General features: G+C 42.0%; 17 protein-coding genes, 1 pseudogene and 1 riboswitch. Of the genes and pseudogenes, 12 read left to right on the forward strand and 6 right to left on the reverse strand.

All coding sequences use genetic code 11. From position 1 onward, the window contains the following. Nucleotides 1–126: 126 nt before the first annotated feature. The 6 genes and pseudogenes from ACEO2X_RS03025 to ACEO2X_RS03050 form a co-directional block, all read right to left on the reverse strand. A pseudogene (locus ACEO2X_RS03025) lies at nucleotides 127–1,346 on the reverse strand (IS256 family transposase); the annotation flags it as partial. Between the two features lie 298 nt (nucleotides 1,347–1,644). Beyond that, nucleotides 1,645–3,090 carry a YdiU family protein gene (locus tag ACEO2X_RS03030; RefSeq protein WP_371971054.1) on the reverse strand — a complete coding sequence of 482 codons (1,446 nt, stop codon included), beginning with the start codon at nucleotides 3,088–3,090 and terminating at the stop codon, nucleotides 1,645–1,647. 124 nt (nucleotides 3,091–3,214) lie between these two features. Then, a complete protein-coding gene (locus ACEO2X_RS03035) occupies nucleotides 3,215–4,381 on the reverse strand; it encodes an acyl-CoA desaturase (protein WP_178868038.1) in 1,167 nt (388 codons plus the stop codon). 291 nt (nucleotides 4,382–4,672) lie between these two features. Beyond that, nucleotides 4,673–5,386: a glycerophosphodiester phosphodiesterase gene (locus ACEO2X_RS03040; RefSeq protein ID WP_371971055.1), complete on the reverse strand. Its 714-nt coding sequence runs from the start codon at nucleotides 5,384–5,386 to the stop codon at nucleotides 4,673–4,675. A gap of 168 nt (nucleotides 5,387–5,554) precedes the next feature. Then, nucleotides 5,555–6,139 carry a cob(I)yrinic acid a,c-diamide adenosyltransferase gene (locus ACEO2X_RS03045; protein ID WP_178318738.1) on the reverse strand — a complete coding sequence of 195 codons (585 nt, stop codon included), beginning with the start codon at nucleotides 6,137–6,139 and terminating at the stop codon, nucleotides 5,555–5,557. A gap of 95 nt (nucleotides 6,140–6,234) precedes the next feature. Continuing rightward, nucleotides 6,235–8,103, reverse strand: a complete 1,869-nt coding sequence (locus ACEO2X_RS03050; RefSeq protein WP_371971056.1) for a TonB-dependent receptor plug domain-containing protein — start codon at nucleotides 8,101–8,103, stop codon at nucleotides 6,235–6,237. A gap of 35 nt (nucleotides 8,104–8,138) precedes the next feature. Next, nucleotides 8,139–8,363: riboswitch (cobalamin riboswitch) on the reverse strand. A 192-nt stretch (nucleotides 8,364–8,555) separates the two neighbouring features. On the opposite strand from ACEO2X_RS03050, the gene ACEO2X_RS03055 reads away from it, so the two are divergent. The 12 genes from ACEO2X_RS03055 to iscX all read left to right on the forward strand — a co-directional run bounded on the left by ACEO2X_RS03055 (nucleotide 8,556) and on the right by iscX (nucleotide 21,286). Continuing rightward, complete coding sequence (locus ACEO2X_RS03055) at nucleotides 8,556–9,209, forward strand: phosphoribosylanthranilate isomerase (RefSeq protein WP_131260767.1); 654 nt, start codon at nucleotides 8,556–8,558, stop codon at nucleotides 9,207–9,209. Next, entirely contained in the window at nucleotides 9,181–10,425 is a 1,245-nt protein-coding gene (trpB, locus tag ACEO2X_RS03060; protein ID WP_004975067.1) for a tryptophan synthase subunit beta, read from the forward strand. Before ACEO2X_RS03055 ends, trpB begins: the two co-directional genes overlap by 29 nt. A 174-nt stretch (nucleotides 10,426–10,599) precedes the next feature. Next, nucleotides 10,600–11,121 (forward strand): DUF1543 domain-containing protein, encoded by a 522-nt coding sequence (locus ACEO2X_RS03065; protein WP_371971057.1) that lies wholly within the window; start codon nucleotides 10,600–10,602, stop codon nucleotides 11,119–11,121. A 203-nt stretch (nucleotides 11,122–11,324) separates the two neighbouring features. Then, entirely contained in the window at nucleotides 11,325–12,317 is a 993-nt protein-coding gene (locus ACEO2X_RS03070; RefSeq protein WP_371971058.1) for a DUF2804 domain-containing protein, read from the forward strand. A gap of 179 nt (nucleotides 12,318–12,496) precedes the next feature. Beyond that, a complete protein-coding gene (locus tag ACEO2X_RS03075; protein ID WP_004975071.1) occupies nucleotides 12,497–13,303 on the forward strand; it encodes an enoyl-ACP reductase in 807 nt (268 codons plus the stop codon). Between the two features lie 176 nt (nucleotides 13,304–13,479). After that, nucleotides 13,480–16,224, forward strand: a complete 2,745-nt coding sequence (gene glnE / locus ACEO2X_RS03080) for a bifunctional [glutamate--ammonia ligase]-adenylyl-L-tyrosine phosphorylase/[glutamate--ammonia-ligase] adenylyltransferase (RefSeq protein WP_004975073.1) — start codon at nucleotides 13,480–13,482, stop codon at nucleotides 16,222–16,224. Nucleotides 16,225–16,258: 34 nt separating this feature from the next. After that, nucleotides 16,259–17,185 (forward strand): branched-chain amino acid transaminase, encoded by a 927-nt coding sequence (locus ACEO2X_RS03085; protein WP_004975074.1) that lies wholly within the window; start codon nucleotides 16,259–16,261, stop codon nucleotides 17,183–17,185. 314 nt (nucleotides 17,186–17,499) lie between these two features. Then, nucleotides 17,500–18,575, forward strand: a protein-coding gene (locus ACEO2X_RS03090) for an IS3-like element ISAba20 family transposase (protein WP_371971059.1) whose coding sequence is annotated in 2 segments (ribosomal slippage) — nucleotides 17,500–17,752 and nucleotides 17,752–18,575 — 1,077 coding nt in all. Because the reading frame shifts where the segments join, the coding sequence is not laid out codon by codon here. Further along, nucleotides 18,547–18,858: a hypothetical protein gene (locus ACEO2X_RS03095; protein ID WP_371971060.1), complete on the forward strand. Its 312-nt coding sequence runs from the start codon at nucleotides 18,547–18,549 to the stop codon at nucleotides 18,856–18,858. The genes ACEO2X_RS03090 and ACEO2X_RS03095 overlap by 29 nt, the downstream gene beginning before the upstream one ends. Nucleotides 18,859–19,123: 265 nt before the next feature. After that, on the forward strand, nucleotides 19,124–20,407 hold the full coding sequence (locus ACEO2X_RS03100; protein WP_371971061.1) for a glycosyltransferase family 4 protein: 1,284 nt from the start codon (nucleotides 19,124–19,126) through the stop codon (nucleotides 20,405–20,407). A 25-nt stretch (nucleotides 20,408–20,432) separates the two neighbouring features. Continuing rightward, the gene (locus ACEO2X_RS03105) at nucleotides 20,433–20,984 is read left to right on the forward strand and encodes a phosphatase PAP2 family protein (protein WP_371971062.1); all 552 of its coding nucleotides are present in this window, start codon (nucleotides 20,433–20,435) and stop codon (nucleotides 20,982–20,984) included. 101 nt (nucleotides 20,985–21,085) lie between these two features. Beyond that, nucleotides 21,086–21,286: a Fe-S cluster assembly protein IscX gene (gene iscX / locus ACEO2X_RS03110; protein WP_019836293.1), complete on the forward strand. Its 201-nt coding sequence runs from the start codon at nucleotides 21,086–21,088 to the stop codon at nucleotides 21,284–21,286. The last annotated feature ends 13 nt before the right edge of the window (nucleotides 21,287–21,299 follow it).

The following is a 21,299-nucleotide window of genomic DNA, read 5'->3' on the forward strand; positions in this document are numbered from 1 at the left end:
TCTCCAGTCAGTGCTTGTCCTGACTGGAGTTGTTTTAAGGCTGTTTCAAAATCAAATGTAGTTGCCATAATGCATCATTCCTGTTTTTAACAGTTTAAGGAAATGACACAGTTTTTTGAACACTACCAAATACTTGGTTACACGCTCTTCAAACATGATACTAAAGCGATTCATGGCAGCTTTCCAATTCTGAATAGGCATCGTCCATTTTTTGCTTGCTGCCATAATTGCTAAATATACCACCTTTTTCACGGAATCATCAGTTGGGAAGATTTTTCTTTTCTTGGTTGCATGGCGGATAACGCTGTTCAATGATTCAATCGCATTCGTCGTGTAAATCGCTTTGCGAATATCCATAGAGTAAGCGAAGAACGTGTTGAGATTCGACCAGTTGGCAAGCCATGACTTGCTGATTTGAGGATACTTCTCATCCCATTTTTGTCCAAATTCATCTAAAGCCTGTAAGGCTGCGTCTTCTGTAACAGCTTGATATATCTTTTTTAAATCGGCTGTGACAGCTTTGTAGTCTTTCCAACTCACATATTTAAGGTTGTTGCGTACCATGTGGATGATACACAACTGAATATGCGTATCAGGGTAAATTGTATTGATCGCATCAGGAAAGCCTTTCAGTCCATCTACGCAGGCAATCAGAATATCCTTTAAACCACGATTTTTCAGTTCTGTAAGGACTGAGAGCCAAAATTTAGAACCTTCGTTTTCTGACATCCACATACCTAATAAGTCTTTCTGTCCGTCTGTATTGACACCTAATGCTAGATACACCGCTTTGTTAATAATCGTACTATCTTGACGCACTTTCACGACGATACAATCCATATAGACAATAGGATAAAGGGCATCCAATGGTCGATTTTGCCATTCTATTACTTGTTCTTTAACTGCATCCGTCACTTTGGAAATAAGCGTTGGGGAGACGTCCGCATCGTACATTTCCTTGAATGTGGCAACAATATCTCGTGTCGTCATGCCTTTGGCGTATAGGGATAGGATTTGGCTATCCATTTGTGTGATACGCCTTGCGAAGCGCTGCTTCTCATCTTCTTGATCAGCTGGGGCTCAAAAGTGCCATCACGATCTCTAGGCGTGTCTAGTTCAAATTCACCATCATCAGTAAATAGCCGTTTTGTTGTATAGCCATTACGTGTATTTTTGCCTATACGAGGACTATTCTTCTCATAGCCTAAATGTTCAGTCAGTTCAGCATTGAGTGCAGTTTCAACGGTGAGTTTCTTTAGAGCTTTACTGAAATTATTCAGGTCAGCTTCTGTTTTTAAGTTCTTGGCAAATTCTTTTGCCAATGCCAGCATTGCTTCATCTTTCATGGTAAACACCTGTGTTGCCCCCAACAGCGTTGAGGGATAGTTTAAGCGTTTACACAGTTTTATTTACAGTCTCGGGTGAGGATGTCAAGCACCAAACAGCCATCACCAAAAGGTTCGCTCAGGCTAATCCCAGGCAGTTATGTTGCAACACTTGCTGCAATTTGATGCAGTGATGACTGTGTTTGTGCCACTTATTTTCTCCTAAAAAGTTTATCCTGTGGATAACCACAGCTTTTTCCACAGAAAATGTGTATAACTTTGCTGGAATTTTAAACGTCCTTTGGCGAGTGCGTTGGTATTAAGATGAACAACTCACCATCACTTCTGGCACATCACTTGGTAAAGGTGCTAAATCTTCAGGTTTTTCCAATGCTGTTTGCTGAATATATGGCTGGCTGAGTAAGTTAAATAAACGCTCAACTTCTGAAAAATCATCACGCTCTGCTTGCTCAATCGCCTTTTGTGCCATGTGATTGCGCAAAATATAGTGAGGGTTTACCTGTTGCATTGCAGCATCTAAATCATCGGTGTCTTGATATTCACGAATCTGTAAATACTGCGCTAAAAAGCTTTCCCACTGACGACGATCCAAACAATCATCCAGTATTTCTGTGTATTGTTTATTTTGTAGGCGGATAAAGCTTTGGGTGTAATCCAGTTGCTCACTTTGCAAAATGCGTAAGAAGTTGGTAGCGCAGTCAAAACTGTCTTTGTGGAAACTTGGTAGTCCCATTTTTTCACATAAACCAAGTTTGTAATGCTCTAAAAAAGTCGGTTCAAAATGCTCTAAACATGCTGCCAGTGCTTGTTTCCAGTGTTCTTTCTGATCTGGGTTTTGTTCAAGCGGAATTAAATTGTTCAACCAAACCCACAAATTCCAGTGTGCCACACTCGGTTGTTGTTGGTAGGTATAGCGCCCTTGGTAGTCCGAATGGTTGTTGATCCAGTTCGGGCGAAAACGCTCCATAAAACCATAAGGGCCAAAATCTAAAGTAGAGCCAGTGATATTTAAATTATCGGTATTCATCACACCATGCGCAAAACCGACCAGTTGCCACTTTGCAATCATGATAGCGGTACGTTGAATGACTTTCGTAGCAAAAGCGAGTATCGGCTGTTCGGTTGCCAAGCATTCTGGGTAGTGCCATTCAATACACTTTTGCACAAATTCAGGCAGTAATTCAGGTTGATAATGATTGATCCATTCAAAATGTCCCAAGCGAATATGACAGTCTGATGTGCGTAATAGCATTGCGCCAAGTTCTAATTTTTCACGTTGTACACCTTGAGTGGATGAGGTAAATCCAACGGCATTGCTTGATGGCACACCCAGCGCATTTAAAGCATGACCTGCCAAATATTCACGAATCACGGAACGTAATACTGCACGTCCATCGCCCATACGAGAATATGGCGTTGCCCCCGCACCTTTTAAATGCAGGTCAATAGTACGTTGTTGTGTGTCCAAAACTTGCGCAATGAGTAAACCGCGTCCATCTCCCAATTGACCTGCCCACTGACCAAATTGATGTCCTGCATAGACCATTGCCAAAGCAGGAAATTCTTTAAACGTCTTTTGACCACTGCAAATTTCCACCCATTGCTGTTGTTCTTCGGCTGTCCATTGCAGTTCTTTTGCCAATGCTGCATTAAAGTGTCCTGCTTTTGCGCCTTTTAAGGGGAGAGGCTGCTGCATGTGATAAAGACGGGCGGGCAGGGTCGGATAACGCGGATTAAATTGCATGATGATGAAGCGCTTGGCACAAAGTGAGTTTCACTATAGCAAACTTAGACTTTAAAAACTGTAGCCTAACAATGCATAAAGCCCTGAACAGGTCAGGGCTTTCGCAGTGCATCAGAACAGAGGTTTATTCAGATACAGGATTCTTTTTCAGGTTGCGCATCAGCAAGTTCAAGGTTTCACGATGGTGTGAAAGACGCTGTTCAACCAACTGGAATTCAACTTTCAATTTGTCATCCATTTGGTGAATTTTTTCTGCTACAGAAGCTTTTTTCGCCTGAATTTCTTGCTCTTTTAACTTTGCCCAATCGTTCAGGGTTTGGGTAAAGGCATCATATTCTTGCGAAATACGGCTTTTAACTTGGCCAATGTCATCATTTACATTGTGTCCATAGACCGCCAAGTCTTGCTCTGCATATTTAAAACGCATCGCCAATTCTGCTTTTTTAATATTAAAGCTTGGAATACGACGCAAGTTTTTCGCTAGGCCTAACTTCGAGCATGTCCAAATTAACCATTTAGTTGGGTCATATTGCCACCATTTTACGCCATTACGATAATCATACTGGAAAATGTGGTGATAGTTATGATAACCCTCGCCCCAAGTGGCAATTGCTAACCAGAAGTTATCACGCGCGGTATTTTCGTCAGTATAAGGACGCGAACCCCACATGTGGCACAGCGAGTTAATAAAGAAGGTAACATGGTGGCTTAAAATCAGACGCATTAAACCGCCCAATAACAACACGCCCCACATATCGCCCACAGCCCAACCAATTGGCACCAAAATGCCAACGTGAACTGCAATTACGAGCGGAATATAGTATTTGTGTTGGAACATCACCAGTTTGTCATTTAACAAGTCTGGCGCATTTTTAAAGTTTGGCTCTGCGGCAGGATAGTCGCGTAACATCCAGCCCATGTGCGCAAACCAGAAACCATTATTAATTGAATACGGGTCTTTTTCGACATCATCGACATGGCGGTGATGGGTACGGTGACCTGAACCCCAGAACAAAATACTGTTCTGAACGGCAAATGTTCCCATAATCATTAAAATGATTTTCAAGGGAAGGGTAGCTTCATAAGCACGGTGTGCCCATAAGCGGTGATAACCTGCTGTAATACCCAAGCTACTTACGCCAAGTAATACAAACATGCTGATCCAAGCGGCAAGGCTAAAATCATGGTGATAGGCATACCAAGGAATCGCGATCACTGCAACAATAGGTAAGAAAACCAGTGCAAAGATGGCAATCCAGTTGATTGGGGCTTTGGGTAAGGGAGCATTCATCTCCAACAGCACTCCTAGAACCTTGGGAGGTATAAATGGACGCTTAATCCTTTATAAAGCTATGACCGATCTGTAGATTCAAATCATAGTATTAAGTTTTATAGGGATTAATTTTTTCGCATATTAGCATGAGCGTATTCACGATCACAGCATTATTGTACAGTTGTATTGTACTGGGTGGTAACAGAATATAATGGCTTCTGCGAGATTTTACGGAGATATGGTATTCGGCAGCCAAACAAGCACAATAAATCAATTATTTATCTAACAAAATATTTGAGGTTGTGCCGCTTACAAGTGTTGCATCATCAGTTTAGGATAATCGGTAATTAAACCTTGAACACCCAAATCTTTAAGCTGTTTGGCACGTTCAATTTGGTTGACTGTCCAAACACTGATATTCAGTTGGGCTTGTTGTGTGGCCTGAATGAGTGCATTGGTTGCGAGTTCATTCATCCAACCAATTTGGCAACAGCCTAATGCTAAAGCCTGATCAATGGCTTGATATTGCAGATCATCTTCAACCAATAAACCACGTTTGAAGCGTGATTTTTGTTGTTGCAAGGCCCAATGGATTTTCGGATCAAAACTGGTGATGATGGCGTTGTGCTCAAAACCCTGTAAATGTTGCTCTAAACTTTGGGTAATTTTTTCGGCATCGGCATGCGAGTTGACCGCTTTGACTTCAACTTCAATATGATCAAAATTTTGAATAATGGTCATGGTTTGATTGAGTAGGGGGGTGGTTTCGACTTTATTCCAGTCCGACCACATCACTGCATGGTTATAATGGTTTAAATCTTCCAGACTACATTCATACAACGCTTTGTCTTGTCCTGTGGTGCGGATGAATTGATCATCATGCATAACCACCAAGGCATTGTCTTTGAGTTGACGCACATCAAACTCAACCGCACGAATGCCAATATTTTGAATGTATTCAAAACCACCAAGCGTGTTTTCAGGCGCTTCGCCACGCGCACCACGATGACCAATTATGCGCATAATGTGCCCATGAATTGAAAGTTTGCTTTCATTTTGCAAGTACGACGTGACAAAGAGATGACATCTCTTATTTTGGTCGGATGATGTGAAATTTCAAGCAGCATCCGACGTGATTTTTTAGATGCAAAATCAGGGCTTTATTTTAGTTTCCGATTCTAGAGTGTGATGTCAGTTACCAATACTGTCGTTGATGTTCTTTTGCCATAACACTTCGCTGCCTCCTTCGGCACGTTGCAAGCTGCGAGATGCGACAAATAGCCAGTCAGACAGTCGGTTCAGTAATTGCAAAGACGGTGCCTGAATATTTTGATCACGGTTGTGTACGGTCATTAAACTGCGTTCTGCACGACGACATACGGCACGGGCTTGATGTGCATAACTGCATGCCAATGTACCTGCAGGCAGAATAAATTCTTTGAGCATTGGCAGGCTTTCATTCATGCGGTCAATGTCTTGTTCTAGGAACTCAATCGCAAGTGGTTGTACGAGATGGTAATTGGGGATACAGACTTCACCGCCTAAATCGAATAGCCAGTGCTGAATCAGGCTAAGCGATTTGTCCCAAGTGTTTTTGTCTTGAATGTTGCTATGTGTAATTTGTGAGCGCAATACGCCTATGCAGGCATTGAGTTCATCGACATCGCCCAGTGCATGAATGCGTAAGTCGTCTTTGGCGACACGTGAGCCATCGCCCAGTCCTGTTGTGCCTGAGTCGCCTGTGCGGGTATAAATTTTGCTTAAACGGTGGCCCATAACTTTTCCTTAGGTAGAAATGAAAAAAAGGATAATGCCGGTCAAAACATTATCCATAAACTGCGCTGTTTTATATATTTTTTTGAAGCTGAGAATTAATAACGGAAAGTGACTCCAGCAGAGGCAAAACGACCGCCATTAATGTACCAATCTTCTGGTGAGTTGTCCCAAGAGCTTGCAGCTTTATAGACTTCTCGATATTGCACATCGCCAATGTTCTGAATATTAGTAAAGATTTTAACCGTTGGGTTAATATTCCAATAAGCATTGAAATCGACGGTTGCATAACCTGGAACTTTTACACTATTTGCGCTATTGCTAGCATTGGCATGTGAACGAGCTATTACCGAAGTACTAAGTCCATAGACAGCATTTTCTAGTCCTGCAGTGAAGGTAAGCGTCTGTTTTGGGCGATAGGCAATTTCTAAACCTGTTGCTTTATTTTCACTTTCAACATAAGCATATTCTGTCGCGAGGAATAAATCGTCTTGTTTCCATTTAAGACCTGCCTCACCGCCTGTAAAATTGGCTTCCCCAACATTTTGATTCATGCTGTCGCTATAGACGATTAAGTTATCCACATTGGTGCGATAAACAGAAAAACTAGTTGCTAGATTATCCGTAATAGCATAATCAAAACCGAGTTCATAAGAGATGCTTTCTTCAGGTTCTAAATTCTCATTACCGCCCCATTGAGAATAGAGTTCATTCAGGGTTGGAGCACGGAATGCACTGCCAATATTGGCATAAACGCTTGCATTAGGCAGGAAATGATAGCGAATAGCACCTTGACCTACTGTGTGGCTTCCAAAAAGCTCATGGTCTTCTACACGCAGACCAACTTGGGTGTCAAACAGTTCATTTTTAAATTGGTGTTGTAGATAATAACCTGTGCTATTAACGCTTTGATCTTGGTTTTTGATCGAACTTGTTTTGTAGTTGGCGTCATTATAAGTTGCACCAACTAAAATGTTTTGATTTGGTGTGAATTTCCATTTTAGGTTTAAATCACTTTGGTTGTTTTCAGTGTTGTACTGTGTGAAATATGATGGAACATCTTGCTTGTCTTGAACGTTTGCAAAATGAGCGCCTAAAATTAAATTTTGCAGAATATTGTAATCAACTTTTGCATTAATGACACGATTTACAAAATTACGAGGAGCTGTGTTGGTAATGTAATCATTACTGAAAATACTGGTTCCTTTATTTTCACTAATCGAAGCAGAGGCATCAATCTGATTTTCCTGGAAATAGCCTATTTTAGCATTGTAGCCTTTTTGATCGTAGCTGGCATTGTCGCTTTTATCTTGGCTTTCAAAAATGCGAGTTCCATCACTTTCTAAGCGTTGTCCACCTACTTGAGCGTAGAATCCTTGATCTGTGACTAAATCTGCTTTTAGAATGGTTTTATAAGTATTGTTTTCACCATAGATGCCAGTTAATTCTGCACCAGACTTCACAGGTTTTTTTGAAATAAGTTGAACTACACCACCAATTGCATCACTACCATATTGAACGGAAGCTGGGCCTTTCAAAATTTCAATTTGTTGAACATCCGAAGTATCTAAATATGCAGGATAAAGTGGACCAAGCTCATTTTGGCTATTTAAGCGAGCACCATCTTTTAATACTAGGGTATGTACGGCTTTAGTTCCACGTAGTCCAATTTCTGAAATTTGCCCCATCCCCCCGCTTTGTTTCACATAAACAGAAGGGTCTTGTTGGATTAAGTCAGATAAATTGAGAGCAGGATTCTTTTTTATCGCATTTTGATCAATCACAGAAATCCGCGCAGGCACATTACCAATTTTTTCTTCAGAACGAGTTGCCGTGACTACAAGCGTATCTAAAGCAGCATTCACCACACGCTGATCTTGCGATTCTGCAGCAAAAACTGAAGTTGAAAAACCCATTGCAAGCGCAATTGCGCCCACTAAAGCAGTAGGCTGAAAAAGAGTAGACATGACTTTGCTCCGTACATTCACCCCACGTGAATGATTGAGTTAAGGGCACAACAAGCAGGTCTCCGGACTTCAATGTGCCAAGCATCTTCTAATTTATGATTGCTTCGCTGTATATCCACCTTCCCATATTGTTCATACAGTGGTGTAAATCATAAGATTTAAATTGATATACGTTTCATGGTTACCGTTGCGGGGGCAGTGTTGGACTTTCACCAACTTCCCTAAAGCTCAAAGCTAGGACTCGTTGCATTTGCGCGAAGTATAAAGTCTGTATGCCATTTAAACAACGGAAATGCAGAATAATCCGCCTGAACTTCACTCAACCCCTTAAAATTGCATTACAATGATTCGCCCCAATATCTGATTTTGTTAGTGTGAACAGACAATTTAAAAGTCACGCACAGCAAGATCAGCAAAATGAAGATTGAAAATCAGGATTAGAGTCCAAAACGATGCGTACCCGTGCCAAAATTTGCGGAATCACGCGAATTCAAGATATAAACAGTGTTGTGCATGCGGGTGCAGATGCAATTGGCTTGGTGTTTTATCCTCCAAGTCCGCGCAATGTGAGCATTAAACAAGCACAAGGCTTGCTGCAACACATTCCCGCTTATGTGCAAGTGGTCGGTTTATTTGTCAATGCAACGGCAGATGAAATTGCCACTGTATTGAAACAAGTGCCTTTAGATATTTTGCAATTTCATGGCGATGAAACACCCTTGCAATGTCAGCAAATAGCACAGCAAGTTGGACGTCGATGGTACAAAGCCATTCAGGTCAAACCCGATTTAAATGTGTTGGATGCGATAAAAAGCTATCAACAAGCAGGTGCAAGCGCAGTATTATTAGACGCGTGGCATCCTGAACTCAAAGGTGGAACAGGACACAGTTTTGACTGGTCAAAATTCCCCAAACTCGATATTCCTTTAATTTTGGCGGGTGGTTTAAACCCTGAAAATATTGAAGATGCAATTCAGACGACTCAAGCCTATGCCGTTGATGTCAGTGGCGGAGTTGAGTCTGCAAAAGGTATTAAAGACCAACAACTCATAGAAAACTTCATGCAAGGAGTCCAACGTGGATCAGCAAAGTACAAATCACAATAACTCAGTGATTGACTATACCCAATTCCCAGATGCAAAAGGGCATTTTGGTATCCATGGCGGACGTTTTGTGTCAGAAACGCTGATGGCGGCTTTACAAGATTTAGAGAAATTGTATTTCCGCATGAAAGATGATCCGCAGTTTTTGGCAGAATTCGACCGCGATCTCGCCTACTATGTAGGTCGTCCTAGTCCTTTGTATTATGCTGAGCGATGGTCAAAAGAGTTGGGTGGTGCACAAATTTACTTAAAACGTGAAGATTTGAACCATACTGGCTCACATAAAGTGAACAACACCATTGGTCAGGCACTGTTGGCAAAACTGTCTGGTAAAAAACGCATTATTGCCGAAACAGGTGCAGGTCAGCACGGTGTAGCAACCGCGACCATTGCCGCTCGTTTAGGCTTGGAATGTGTGGTGTTCATGGGTGCAGAAGACGTGAAGCGTCAGGCCATGAACGTGTACCGTATGCGTTTACTTGGTGCAACTGTTGTACCTGTAGAAAGTGGCTCAAAAACCTTAAAAGATGCCATGAACGAAGCCATGCGTGACTGGGTCACCAATGTTGACTCTACATATTACGTGATTGGTACGGTCGCTGGCCCACACCCATATCCACAATTGGTACGTGATTTCCAGTCGATTATTGGTCGTGAAGCGCGTCGCCAAATTCAAGAGCAGGCAGGTCGTTTACCTGATGCATTAGTAGCTTGTGTAGGCGGTGGTTCTAATGCCATGGGCTTGTTCTATCCATTCTTGAACGATGCCGAAGTGAAAATGTACGGTGTCGAAGCTGCAGGTTTAGGCATTGAAACAGGCAAACACTCTGCACCATTGAATGCAGGACACGTGGGCGTATTACACGGTAACCGTACTTATTTAATGTCGGATGCACAAGGTCAGATCATTGAAACCCACTCTATTTCTGCAGGTCTGGATTATCCAGGTGTAGGACCAGAGCACAGCTTCCTGAAAGATATGCACCGTGTCGATTACGTGCCAATCAATGACCAAGAAGCCTTGCAAGGTTTCCGTGATTTAACCCGTATCGAAGGGATTATTCCTGCTTTAGAAAGCTCGCATGCTATGGCTTATGTGAGCAAGCTTGCACCAACGATGGATAAAGACCAAATCATTATTGCGACTGTTTCAGGTCGTGGCGATAAAGACTTAATGACTGTTGCCCGCATTGATGGCGTGGAAATGGTGGATATGTAAATCGTAAACTGCTTGAAATAAAGTATGCTACATTTCAATTCAATCGTGCTGAAGCAATTCGGCACGATTTTTTATTTGGAGGATTGAAAAATTCTCGCTACTTTAAACAATCATGCTTAAAAATCATCAACTATAAAAGCCATCAAGCTTAGGATATTTGCGCAGGAGTCGGATATGCCCAGTTTATTTATCGTGATGTTAGGCGGACGTCATGCGCGAGCCAATACCGAAGTGCATGATGTGGTACTTGCAGTAGGCGATTCTTTAGAACAGACCTATCCGCAACTCAAGCAGGCTTGGTTTGCAGAACCGAAAGGTTTGCATATTGACGCATGGGCGCAAATTAATGGTGTTGAGTTTGAAGGTAAATCCTACTATTTAAAATTTACCGATGCGCAGCCGAATCAGGCAGAAAACCGACTGTATTTAATTAATTTAGGTGGATATGATCCGCGTGAGTTTGGCGAGTTACATCGTTATGTACTGGTGGTGGCGCAAAATCCAATGGTGGCAAAACAGCGTGGTAAAGCCTATTTTGCTAAGCATTGGCAAAAACAACATACCGATCGGGTCTTAGAGGTAGATGATTGTATTGCGATAGATCAGGTGCATGGTCGCTATGTGCAATTGGTTGAAGGCTCATTTTCAGGCAATCGTTGGGAAAATACCTATCTGACTTTGAATGCTGATGCTTAAATACCTTCAGAATATTGAGGGGAAGATATCTATTAATTTATATTTTGTATATTTAGTGAACGTTCAAGCCTTAAAATAGTAAAACAATCTATGCTTTTATAGTTTTTTGAACAAAATCATAAGCTGCGGGTTTTTTGTACATGCATTTGTAGGCATAATACGACCAAAGATGAATTGTTTTTAGACAATAGGGAATGTCTTCAATGGATTTAATTCAGGCGAATGGACAACCGCATTATGGACGTTTTAGTGAACTTCCCAAAAAAATTGATTATCAGGCTTATCAATATAAATCACCGTATGGTGAAGTATTGTTGGGTTGGCGTAAACGCTTAAAATATAAAAAGTTTAAATTTTGTAGTATTCAGCACGAACACTATACCATTGGGCTTGCGATTGCCGATATTGCTTGGGCAGGGCACGGTTTTGTCTATATTTATAATCACATGACGGGCGAAGTGCAGGAATGGAATGCGATTAATTTTTTATCGCGTAATACGGTTTTAGATGAGCAACCGTTATTTAATCAAAGTTTTTTTGAAAAATTGCCATTTCAAATTGAAATTCAACATGCCAATGGTGTGCGTTATATCCGCGTGACCAAATATGGTGAAATTAAACTCAGTGCGCGGATATTTTGTGCAGGCACAGACCCGCTAAGTATGTGTAGCCCAACAGGTATTAATGGTTGGACTTACACCCAAAAACTGACCACACTCGGCTGTGAAGGCTATTTTGTTAATAAAACAGGACAAACCATTCAATTCCATGAACGCACCTTTGCTTCTTTAGATGATACCTGCGGTTTTTTACGCCCTGAAACAGCATGGTTTTGGTTGTCGTGCAACTTTTGGGATACCGAAGACCGTCGTGTAGGCTTGAATCTGGCTTCTGGTGTGAATGAAAGTTTTGGCAACGAAAACTGTTTGTGGATTAATGGCGTGCTGTATCCCTTAACAGATGTGTTGTTCCAACCTGAGGATGATGGCTCGTGGAGCATTCGCTCACTGGATCATCGTTTGAATTTAACTGTCAGCACAGGTTGGCGCCGTTATGAAAACCTGAATTTGCGTCTAGTCGGCAGTCAGTTCAGCCAATGGCAAGCTAAAATTAGTGGTACTATTCAACAAGACGATACCGAAATTATTTTGTTAAACGAATACGGCTTGCTTGAACAGCATTATGCCAAGTGGTAGGGCAAGTTTTTAACCAAGATTGTACGTCACCACTTGCAGATCATCATGTGACGTCATCTATCACTCACTTGAATCGCCATTGAGTTTTTACATAAACGGCAAAAAAAGGCGCATTATGCAATTTCACTATGCGTTCAGAATTGGCATGATATTGCGAAATATATCAAGGTGAGTTTCACATGGCACAAGGTCTTTTGGCGGGTAAGCGTTTTTTAATTGCTGGTATTGCAAGTAAATTATCTATCGCATTTGGTATTGCAGAAGCATTGCATCGTGAAGGTGCAGAATTAGCATTTACTTATCCGAATGAAAAACTCAAAAAACGTGTTGATGACTTCGCTGCACAATTTGGCTCAAGCATTGTATTGCCTTGCGATGTAGGCGTAGATGCAGAAATTGAGCAAGCTTTTGCTGACTTGGCAAAGCACTGGGATGGTTTGGATGGTTTGGTTCACTCGATTGGTTTTGCGCCTGCGCATACTTTAGATGGTGACTTTACCGATGTTACAGATCGTGATGGTTTCAAAGTTGCGCATGACATTAGTGCTTATAGCTTTATTGCGATGGCACGTGCTGCAAAACCATTATTACAAGCACGCCAAGGTTGCTTATTGACTTTGACTTATCAAGGTTCTGAGCGTGTGATGCCAAACTACAACGTCATGGGTATGGCGAAAGCATCTTTAGAAGCAGGTGTACGCTACTTGGCTTCAAGCTTGGGTGCTGACGGTATTCGCGTGAATGCAATTTCTGCAGGTCCGATTCGTACGCTTGCCGCATCGGGCATTAAATCATTCCGTAAAATGTTAGATCTGAATGAAAAAGTTGCACCTTTAAAACGCAACGTGACCATTGAAGATGTTGGTAATGCGGCATTATTCCTTTGCTCACCATGGGCGAATGGTATTACTGGTGAAATTCTGTATGTCGATGCAGGTTTTAACACGGTTGGTATGAGCGCAGAATTAATGCTAGATGCTGAATAAGCATTGCATCAAGCAGATAAAACCGAAGTTTAGGCTTCGGTTTTTTTATCGCTGCATTTTAAGCAAGAGGTATTTTGCAGATTGCTGTAATTTTATTTTCTTCTTTGGCGCATCTGCTGCTATAAATAGATGAGTTGACAATATTTCAAAATAAAACTGGGTTTTAGGTCTTAAAAATGAATGCGGAACAATTGCAAAAAACGTTACATGCCAGTCAATATGCAGAACAAGTCTTGGCAAATCACGAAAGCCTGTTACAGCAGGATTATGCAATTGACCAATTTCTAAAACCGCTGAGCGCAGACTATATTCATCAATTGGTGATTTCCACTTTACAAGACATTCAAGATGAAACCTTGTGGATGAAAACTCTGCGGATTTTACGCGCCCGTTTAATGTTTCGCTGGATTTGGCAAGATGCCAACCAACTCACCGATGTGGTGACGTTGACACAGGAACTTTCAGACTTTGCCGATATTTGTGTGCAAGTTGCCAAAGATTTTGCGCGGATTCCGTTGGTTGCCAAGCATGGCGAACCGATGGGATATAACGGCAAAGTCCAAGACCTGATTGTGGTCGCCATGGGTAAACATGGTGCGCAGGAACTGAATTTATCCAGCGACATCGACCTGATTTTTGCCTTTGATGAACAAGGCGAAACCAATGGACGCAAGTGTATTGAAGTGCAGCAATTCTGCATTTTATGGGGACAAAAACTGATCTATCTATTAGATCATATCACCGCCGATGGTTTTGTTTTCCGCGTCGATATGCGTTTACGCCCGTGGGGCGATGGTTCTGCTTTGGCGATTAGCCATGTCGCACTGGAAAAATATTTAAGCCAGCATGGACGCGAATGGGAACGCTATGCTTGGATTAAGGCACGTATTATCACAGGTGGGCAAGAAGGTTATGAACTGCTGGAAATGACCCGACCTTTCGTATTCCGCAAATATGTCGATTACACCGCCTTTGAAGCCATGCGCGAAATGAAAGCCATGATTGAGCGCGAAGTGCAGCGTCGTAATATTGAAGACAATATTAAATTGGGCGCGGGCGGTATTCGTGAAGTTGAATTTATTGTGCAGGTTTTTCAGCTGATTTACGGTGGTTCAAAACTAGAATTACAAGACCGCCAGTGTTTGGTGAGTTTGCGCCATTTGGGCGAAGCTGAATTGCTAGAGCCACAAGCCGTACTGGATTTGGAAGATGCCTATTTATTCCTGCGTCGAGTAGAACATGCCATTCAAGCCTTGAATGATCAGCAAAGCCAAGCTTTACCGACTGAACCTGAGTTACGCGCACGCATTAGCGATACTTTGGGCTTTGCCGATTGGGACAGCTTTATGCAGACCCTAAATGAAAAGCGTGTCAAAGTCATTTATCAGTTTGAGCATTTAATTAAAGAAAATGAACCCGATTCTTTGCTGGAAAATTACAGTCAGCTAGAAAAACAGCTCGATGCGGTACTAGACGATCAAGCGAAAAATTTAGTGCATGAGTTCTGGTATGGACATGCCATTAAAAAACTCACCGCCAAAGCTTTACAGCGTTTAAAAACCTTTTGGCCACACTTGATTGAAGCAGTGTTGCAGTCAGAAAATCCACAAATGGCATTGATGCGTTTAATGCCACTGGTCGAATCTGTTCTGCGTCGTACCGTGTATTTGGTCATGCTGATTGAAAGCAAGGGGGCACTGCAACGCTTGGTAAAAATGGCCACAGTCAGCCCGTGGATTTGTGAAGAATTGACGCAATATCCTGTGTTGTTGGATGAATTTTTATCTATGGATTTTGAATTGCCAAAACGCAGCGATTTGGAAGATTCTTTACGCCAACAATTGCTGCGCATTGAACTGGATGAAGTTGAAGACCTCATGCGGGTGCTACGTTTATTCAAAAAATCCAACGTATTAACAGTTGCGGCCAGCGATGTACTGGCAGAAAGTCACTTAATGAAAGTGTCAGATGCGTTAACCGATATTGCCGAAGTGACCGCAAATGCAGCCCTACAACTGGCCTATCAGATGATTGTCAAAAAACATGGTTATCCGCTAGACAGTGAAGGACAGCGCTGTGGTTTGGAGCATAACGCTTTTGCCATTATTGGTTATGGCAAAGTGGGTGGCATCGAACTGGGTTACGGCTCAGATTTAGACGTGGTTTTTATTCACAACATGGATGAACAAGCCGATACCGATGGCATTAAACCGATCAGTGGCTTTGAATTTGCTATGCGGGTGGCACGTAAATTTGTATCTTTAATGACCACGCAAACTTTAGATGGTCGCGTTTATGATGTCGATACCCGTTTACGTCCTTCGGGAGATGCGGGTTTACTGGTGACCAGTTTACGCGCTTTCGAGCAATATCAACTGAAAAGTGCGTGGCTGTGGGAGCATCAGGCTTTAGTGCGTGCGCGCAGTATTGCGGGTGAGCAATGTTTACGTGACAAGTTTGAAGTGTTGCGTTGTCAGATTTTAACCCAGCCGCGAGATGAAGCTTATGTCCGCAGTGAAGTGCTGAAAATGCGTCAAAAAATGAAAGATCATTTGGGTTCATCTAAAGAGCAAAAAAAAGATGGAATTTTTCATTTAAAACAGGATGCAGGTGGTATCGTTGATATCGAATTTATGGCACAGTATGCGGTATTAGCCTGGAGTGGGTCGAATCCTGATCTCGCCCATTATTCCGACAACGTAAGAATCCTTGAAGATGCCGCAAGAACAGGTTGCTTATCCAGCGACGATGCGACAGCATTGATTCAAGCTTATCTCCGTGAACGAGCCGAAAGCCACCGCTTAGCCCTTGCAAATCAATCCATGCAAGTCAATGCTGCGGACTGGTACGATACCCGTGAGGTCGTTTGCAAGTTATGGCAAAGATTAATTGATCCGACTGCTATGTCTGCGTTGGATTAAAATGACTATTGTATAAACATTTGGAGTGTGTGCCATGAATTTGGCTGATCGTGATGGTTTTATTTGGCAAGATGGACAATTGGTTGACTGGCGTGATGCAAAAATTCACGTCTTAACGCATACCTTACACTACAGTATGGGTGTGTTTGAGGGTGTCCGCGCTTATGAAACGCCAAACGGAACTGCGATTTTCCGTCTTCAGGACCATACTAAGCGTTTGTTAAACTCTGCAAAAATCTATCAAATGAAAGTACCATTTGATCAAGCAGCTTTAGAACAGGCGCAAATTGATGTGGTACGTGAAAACAAACTTTCATCGTGCTATTTACGTCCATTAATTTGGATTGGTTCTGAAAAACTGGGTATTGCTGCAACCAATAACACCATTCATGCTGCAGTTGCGGCTTGGGGTTGGGGTGCATACTTGGGTGAAGAAGCGATGGCTAAAGGTATTCGCGTTAAAACTTCATCGTTTACGCACCATCATCCAAACGTGACTATGTGTAAAGCCAAAGCTTCTGGTAACTACACCTTGTCTATTCTTGCTCACCAAGAAGTAGCGCAAGCAGGCTATGATGAAGCGATGTTAATGGACCCACAAGGTTATGTATGCCAAGGTTCTGGCGAAAACGTATTCTTAATTAAAGATGGCGTTTTACATACACCAGACATCGCAGGCGGTGCTTTAGATGGTATTACGCGTCAAACGGTGATCACCATTGCTAAAGACTTGGGTTATGAGGTAGTTGAACGCCGTATTACACGTGATGAATTCTACATTGCCGATGAAGCCTTCTTTACAGGTACAGCAGCAGAAGTTACCCCAATTCGTGAATACGATGACCGTGTAATTGGCTGTGGTTCACGTGGCCCAATTACCACTGAAATTCAAAAAACTTTCTTTGACGCAGTTCAAGGCAAGAATGACAAATATGCACATTGGTTGACTTACGTTAAATAAGTCACGCGTGTGTACCTGAGTCAACATGATTGACTCAGGTGTGATGACCCCGTTCAGGCAATAGTTTGAATGGGGTTTTATTTTGTCTGCTATTGCGTTATGAGTTAGCTAAACATCTTGCGAGGTTTATCTCTCACGTTACAGATATAGATGAATGATCAACTGTTTCTTCGTTGAGTTGGTGGTGTGCAAATTTGATCTTTTTGATAGATTCAGCCGCCCAAAACATGGCTTTTTTATAGCGGTAATCCCCCCTAAAAATAATTGAGTTTGAAAGTAGAAAATCGAATAACCTTGATTTAAGGAGATTTTCTATGAAAACATCTAAGTATTCAGACAGCTTAATCATGAGTATCTTGAAGCAAGCTGAAGCAGGAACACCCATACCGAACTTGTGCCGCGAACATGGTATGAGCTCTGCTACATTCTACAAGTGGAAGTCCAAATATGGCGGCATGGATCTTTCAATGATGACGCGGCTTAAAGAACTTGAGGCTGAAAATGCCCGTTTAAAACGCATGTATGCTGATGAGCGGCTAAAGTCAGACATCTTGCAAGATGCACTTTTAAAAAAGTTTTAAGGCCTGTTCAGCGAAAGTCACTTGCTCAGCAAGCTACTGAGCAATTTAAGATTTCAATCAGCATGGCCTGCTTAATTTTTAAAGTCAGTCAAACGTGTTATCGCTATAAAGCTCGTTTAGATGAAGAGAATCAACAGATTGCCGAATGGTTGATTCAATTAACCAATGATCATAAAACATGGGGCTTCAAGCTTTGTTTCCTGTATTTGCGTAATGTTAAAAAATACAAATGGAACCATAAACGTGTCTATCGCATTTATAAGGAGCTTGAGCTTAATTTAAGAATCAAGCCTAATAAGCGGATTAAACGAGAACAGCCAGAACCCCTTGCAGTACCGACAGCTAAGAATGAATCATGGTCAATGGACTTTATGCATGATCAACTCAGTGATGGACGTAGTTATCGAGTTCACAACGTGATTGATGACTATAATCGCGAGTCATTGGATATATTGATTGACTTTTCGTTGCCAGCAGAACGTGTGCTGAGAAGACTTGATCAGCTCATTGAATGGCGAGGTAAACCTAAACGCATTAGAACCGACAATGGCCCAGAGTATATAAGTGAGCTGATGGAAAAGTGGTGTGATCAGCATGGTATTGAGCATGTATTTACTCAACCAGGCAATCCACAGCAAAATGCATATGTTGAGCGATTTAATCGTACAGTACGTTATGAGTGTCTAAATCAATATTTATTTCTAGATCTGAGCGAGGTGCAGGACTATACAACTGACTGGCAGTACTTTTATAATCATGAACGACCTCATATGTCAGTAAATGGTTGTCCACCTATTTTTAAACAATAACAAGGCTTTAGATTTTCTACCCATTAATTCAATTAAAAATGGGGGTATTACCAATTTACGTGACAAACATGGCAGCAGCTTTGTGAATAATGGCACACATCGTTTACGCACCAGTATGAGTGTTATGGGAGCAAAAACAAATTTGTGGAACACGCCTATAGCAGGGCATGCTTCTACAACAGGACATAAATACAGTGTCGCGGTACGCTTAGATGAACAACCGAGTTTGACAACGCCAGCAGGACGCTATACCGATGAATTGTATATTAATTTGCTTTTTTAGAGGGCTTCGATGTGCAGCAGATCAGGTATTCAGCAAACAAGATATTCAGCAGGCAGGTATCCAATATCTGCTTTTTTTATCTATTTAGGGTGAATGACAGCAAACGATTTACATTAAATTTATACATAAAACTATGTGTGCAAAACTAGGTATAGGCGATCATCGAGTTGTTAAAAAAATGACAAATGTGTCACCAAAGCATCATATTACTGCAATGCAACTGCTCTATGCTAGCAAGCATAAAATAAGAATTGAGCATAAGGCGATGAGCAATGTATTGGCAAAGCAGAGTAGTAAGTTAGAGCGTTACAGCGATGCGTTTAAATTTTATTTCAAACAAGATCAAAAACAAAAAAGCAGCCAGCCCACTTCTGAACTCTCAGAGCTCGTCCGCCCACGTTTAAAAATTGCCCTAGTAACAGAAACTTGGCCACCTGAAATTAATGGTGTAGCACGTTCACTTTTGCAGCTTTGCAAAGGATTGCAGGAACTTGGACACAAAATTTTATTGATTCGCCCTGAACAAAAACAAGCCTGCACTCAATTTCAACCGTACCAAGAATGTCTAGTAAAAGCACAAGCTATTCCCAAATATCATAATTTACAATTTGGCTGGCCGCAGTGGTCTAAACTTTCGCAGGCTTTAGATGAGTTTCAACCTGATGTGGTGCATATCGTCACTGAAGGCCCTTTAGGGCTTGCCAGTTTACATATTGCAAAATCAAAAAATATTCCAGTATCAAGTGGTTTTCACTCCGCATTTCAAGATTTTAGCCGTTTTTTCGATTTGGCATTTTTACTCAAGCCAATTCAGCACTATCTAAAATGGTTTCATAACAATACCTCGCTGACGTGTGTGCCAAGTAGCCATACTGAAAAATCATTGCGTCAGTTTGGTGTGCAAGGGCCTTTGGTGGTGGTTGGGCGTGGTGTCGATGTTGAATATTTTTCACCAGATTTTCGTTCTACCCAACTGCGAGCAAGCTGGGGTGCGAGTGAAAATACGCGGGTGATGTTGTATGTAGGGCGTTTATCACCTGAAAAAGAAGTCAATCTTATTATTAATGCCTATCAGCGTATGCCAAAAAATACCGAACAGCCTGTGAAATTGGTGATTGTTGGAGATGGGCCAGACCGTGAACGTTTAGAAGCCATGAACGCTCAGGGAGATATCATTTTTACAGGTAGTTTAAGTGGCACAGCACTTGCACAAGCCTATGCCAGTGCCGATGTGTTTGCTTTTGCCAGTCAGGTCGAAACCTTTGGCAATGTCGTGTTAGAAGCTATGGCCAGTGGCTTGCCTGTCATTGCTTATGACTATGCTTGCGCACGTTTACATCTAAAACCGAATGAAACAGGCTGGTTGAGTTCACTCGGTCAGCCAGAAGATTTGGTCGGTCATATCCACCGACTTCCCGATCTTACAACCCTTAGACAGATGGGCGAACACGCCCGCAAAGCGACTTTAAATATTGGCTGGCAGTATCCAGTCCAACAATTTGAGCAGGCGTTATATCTGGTGGCGAAGGAGCTACACATGCCATCTTAGCTATACGCCAAAGAGGAGAGAACTGATGAAGTTTAAAAATGCAAAAATAAGAATGCTGGATCTCGACTTAAAAGGCTGTTTGTATCTTAACCATTTTTCCCACTCTCAGCGGGTGGCACAATTTTTTAAAGTTATTAGCCGTTTGGGCGATGGTGTGTTCTGGTATGTCATGCTCGCAAGTGCATGGATGATGCAGGGCATTGGTTATAGTTTACAAATTACTTATCTGTTGTTAGGCGGATCTGTCGGCACAGGTATTTATAAATATTTAAAACAAAAAACCGTCCGTCCACGTCCGTATCAGGTACACCAAGTGATCCGTTTGGGTGAACGTCCCTTAGATCATTTTAGCTTCCCATCAGGTCACACTTTGCATGCAGTCATGACCACAACGGTTTTGGGTTATATCCAGCCAGTATTGTTGATGTTGATGTTGCCTTTTACGATTTTGGTGGCCATTTCTCGTATGATTTTAGGCTTGCACTATCCGAGTGATGTGGCGGTCGGGGCGATGATTGGCGGTTCAGTGGCGAGTGCGATTATTTTGGCTGCACCTTATGTAAATATTGTTTTATAAGTCTGGATAAAACCAAATCGAAAATTCAGTGCAGTAATGGCAGGCAGCCCATGCGAAATTTGTTAAAGTAGTCGCTGTCTTGACTAGAATAGGGAATACACATGGGTTTACGTTGGACGGACAGCATCGACATTGCCATTGAGTTATATGAGGCGCATCCCGATGTCGATCCGCAATGGATTCGTTTTACCGATTTGCACGCTTGGGTCTGTGCTTTGCCAGAGTTTGAAGATGATCCCGAAAAATCGACTGAAGGCATCTTAGAAGCCATTCAAATGGCGTGGATTGACGAAGCACGTTAATCTAGCGGTGTGA

It is taken from the genome of Acinetobacter sp. AL9, assembly GCF_041464035.1.
GTDB lineage: Bacteria > Pseudomonadota > Gammaproteobacteria > Pseudomonadales > Moraxellaceae > Acinetobacter > Acinetobacter towneri.